Source organism: Mesorhizobium sp. M7A.F.Ca.CA.002.04.1.1 (assembly GCF_004022805.1).
GTDB lineage: Bacteria > Pseudomonadota > Alphaproteobacteria > Rhizobiales > Rhizobiaceae > Mesorhizobium > Mesorhizobium ciceri.
In genome coordinates this window covers 1-3,439 of sequence record NZ_RZPL01000624.1, presented here as the reverse complement: position 1 = coordinate 3,439, position 3,439 = coordinate 1, and the positions used below count along the sequence as shown (strand labels likewise).

Genomic DNA, 3,439 nt, shown 5'->3' with positions numbered 1-3,439 from the left:
GACATGGGCCGTGCCGACTCACCTTTGAAGCCGGCCGCCGACGCGCACTTGCTTGATACCAGCGAAATGGCTATAGAAGCCGCGTTTCTTGCAGCCATGGCGATCATCGATGACGTCTTGGCCAAGAGAGACTAGGTCTGATCCGGGTTTTTCCCTCGTCTTTCCGTTGTCGGAGGCGAAGAAAATACCCATATCGGGCACGAACCAGCCTGCCAGCATTCTTCATGCGCCGGAATTGCCGCTTAAAGAGCGGCCCAGGGCTTTTGTAGCCCGGAACGCCGGCAGGCCAACGCAACGCTAACCCACGGCGCCCGTCCCGCTTCCAGATGCGGGGCACTCCAGGAGAAACAATGTCAGCTGCAAATCCCACTCGCGATGATTTCGCGAGCCTGCTCGAAGAATCATTTACAACAGGCCATTCCGGCGAAGGCCAGGTCGTCAAGGGCACGATCACCGCGATCGAAAAGGACATGGCCATCATCGACGTCGGCCTCAAGGTCGAAGGCCGCGTGCCGCTGAAGGAATTTGGCGTCAAGGGCAAGGACACTACCCTCAAGGTTGGTGACACCGTCGAAGTCTATGTCGAGCGCATTGAAAACGCGCTTGGCGAAGCGATGCTTTCCCGTGAGAAGGCCCGTCGCGAAGAGAGCTGGGTCCGTCTCGAAGAGAAGTTCACCAAGGGTGAGCGCGTCGAAGGCGTCATCTTCAACCAGGTCAAGGGCGGCTTCACGGTCGACCTCGACGGCGCCGTGGCCTTCCTGCCGCGCAGCCAGGTCGATATCCGCCCGATCCGCGACGTCTCCCCGCTGATGCACAACCCGCAGCCCTTCGAGATCCTCAAGATGGATCGCCGCCGCGGCAACATCGTGGTGTCTCGCCGTACCGTGCTCGAAGAGAGCCGCGCCGAACAGCGTTCGGAAATCGTGCAGAACCTCGAAGAAGGCCAGGTTGTCGAAGGCGTCGTCAAGAACATCACCGATTACGGTGCGTTCGTCGACCTCGGCGGCATCGACGGCCTGCTGCATGTCACCGACATGGCATGGCGCCGCGTCAACCATCCGACCGAAATCCTCAACATCGGTCAGACGGTCAAGGTGCAGATCATCCGCATCAACCAGGAAACCCACCGTATCTCGCTCGGCATGAAGCAGCTCGAGAGCGATCCGTGGTCCGAGATCGGCACCAAGTTCCCGATCGGCAAGAAGATCAAGGGCACCGTCACCAACATCACCGACTACGGCGCGTTCGTCGAGCTGGAGCCGGGCATCGAGGGTCTCATCCACGTTTCGGAAATGTCGTGGACGAAGAAGAACGTGCATCCAGGCAAGATCCTGTCGACGACCCAGGAAGTCGACGTGGTGGTGCTCGAAGTCGATCCGGCCAAGCGCCGCATCTCGCTCGGCCTCAAGCAGACGCTCGAGAATCCGTGGCAGGCTTTCGCCTCTAGCCATCCGGTCGGCAGCCAGGTCGAGGGCGAGGTCAAGAACAAGACCGAGTTCGGCCTGTTCATCGGCCTCGAAGGCGACGTGGACGGCATGGTGCACCTTTCCGACCTCGACTGGACCCGTCCGGGCGAGCAGGTCATCGAAGAGTACAATCGCGGCGACATGGTCAAGGCGCAGGTGCTCGACGTCGACATCGACAAGGAGCGCATCTCGCTCGGCATCAAGCAGCTGGCCAAGGATACGGTCGGCGAAGCGGCGACTTCAGGCGAACTGCGCAAGAACGCGGTCGTCACCTGCGAAGTCATCGGCGTCAAGGATGGCGGTCTGGAAGTGCGGCTGGTCGACAGCGGTATCGAAACCTTCATCAAGCGCTCCGACCTGAGCCGTGACCGCGACGAGCAGCGCCCCGAGCGCTTCACCGTCGGCCAGAAGGTCGATGCCCGCGTCATCGCCTTCGACAAGAAGACCCGCAAGCTGCAGGTCTCGATCAAGGCGCTGGAAATCGCCGAAGAGAAGGAAGCGGTCGCTCAGTACGGCTCGACCGACTCCGGCGCTTCGCTGGGCGACATCCTGGGTGCCGCGCTGAAGAAGCAGGGCAGCTAAGTCTTCGCACCGCGAAGCCTTCGCACAGGCTCCAAAACAAAACCCCGCCGGAGCGATCCGGCGGGGTTTTTTTTTGACCTAGGTAAAGGTTGGAAAGTTACGCCCTGCCGTAAAGCGGCACCAGCGTGCCGCTCATCGCCTGATTGGCCGGCGAGGCGAGATAGGCGATGGCCTCGGCGGCGGCTTCGAGGCTGACCCATCTTGTGACATCGGCATCCGGCATATCGGCGCGGTTTGCCGGCGTATCTAGCGTCGACGGCGCCACGGCATTGACCAGGATGCCCTTGTGCTTCAGCTCTTCGGCCATCGCCACCGTCATGGCTGCCACCGCCGCCTTGCTGGCGGCGTAAGCGACCATGCCGGCGCCGCGCCGCGGATCGAGCCCGGCGCGCGCGGTGACGTTGACGATGCGGCCCGCCGTGTCCGACGACAGCATCGAGCGGATCGCGGCGCGGCAGCACAGGAAGGCGGTGCGCGCATTGGTGTCCATCATCTCGGCAAAGGACGCCGACTCGATCTTTTCAACAGGCGCCGAGGTGAAGCCGCCAGCCAGATGGATCGAGCCCCAAAGGCCCGGAACCTGGCTATAGAACGCTTCGACCTTCGCGGGGTCCGAGAGATCGACGTTGTGCACCAGCTGGACACGGTCATGCGAGGTTAAGGGGAAATGCGTAGGGGCGGCGGCATGAGCATTGGGCACATGGCAGATCGCGCCGTCGCTCAGCAGTTTGCCGACAACCGCACCGCCGAGCGCACCGGTCCCACCAGTCACGACGATATGCTTGCCTTCAAGTGTTTCCGTCATCTTGGACGCTCCTGTCATTTTTTTATCGTTAGGTCATTTCTGTGCCGCCGACGCGAAGCGTCGCGCCTTTTGCGCCATCACTCAATTGACATCTCGACATGGCAGTTGTCGCGTCTTTGCATGCGTCCGACACTTCAGCCGTGGCCCGCCAAAACGGGAAACCCGCGCTTCAGTCAACTGTGATTTCGATGACGCGCGGCAGTCCGGTGGCCCGGGCGCGCTTCAGCGCGTCCGCGAGAGCGTCGATATCGGCAAGCCGTTCGGCGCCGATGCCATAAGCCTCGGCCAGCTTGCAGAAATCCGGCGGCGCCGGCGATACGCCAACCGGCTCGACGCCGACATCGAGCATCGAGGTTTCGATCTCGCGGTAGCCTCTGTTGTTCCAGACGACGAAGATGACCGGTACCCGCGCGTCGAGCGCGGCGCCCAGTTCCGGCAGCGTGAACTGGAAGCCGCCGTCACCCGTGAGGCAGACGACCGGCGCATCGGGTATCGCAAGGGCCGCGCCAATTGCGGCCGGCGGGCCGTAGCCAAGCGCGCCGAAGCCGGTGGCGGCATTGAACCAACCGCCTGGCCGATCATGGTC

General features: G+C 62.5%; 3 protein-coding genes and 1 pseudogene. 2 read left to right on the top strand and 2 right to left on the bottom strand.

Annotated features, from left to right (window positions below):
* Together ENZ75_RS25550 and rpsA are read left to right on the top strand one after the other, a co-directional pair.
* A pseudogene (locus tag ENZ75_RS25550) lies at positions 1-135 on the top strand (cytidylate kinase); the annotation flags it as partial.
* A 215-nt stretch (positions 136-350) separates the two neighbouring features.
* On the top strand, positions 351-2,048 hold the full coding sequence (gene rpsA / locus ENZ75_RS25545) for a 30S ribosomal protein S1 (RefSeq protein WP_013528183.1): 1,698 nt from the start codon (positions 351-353) through the stop codon (positions 2,046-2,048).
* 97 nt (positions 2,049-2,145) lie between these two features.
* Here the strand turns inward: rpsA and ENZ75_RS25540 are convergent, their stop codons facing one another.
* Both ENZ75_RS25540 and ENZ75_RS25535 read right to left on the bottom strand, forming a co-directional pair.
* A complete protein-coding gene (locus ENZ75_RS25540) occupies positions 2,146-2,853 on the bottom strand; it encodes an SDR family NAD(P)-dependent oxidoreductase (protein ID WP_063169846.1) in 708 nt (235 codons plus the stop codon).
* A 169-nt stretch (positions 2,854-3,022) separates the two neighbouring features.
* The coding region (locus ENZ75_RS25535; protein WP_245481233.1) for a thiamine pyrophosphate-dependent enzyme at positions 3,023-3,439 on the bottom strand (417 nt) is incomplete at its 5' end.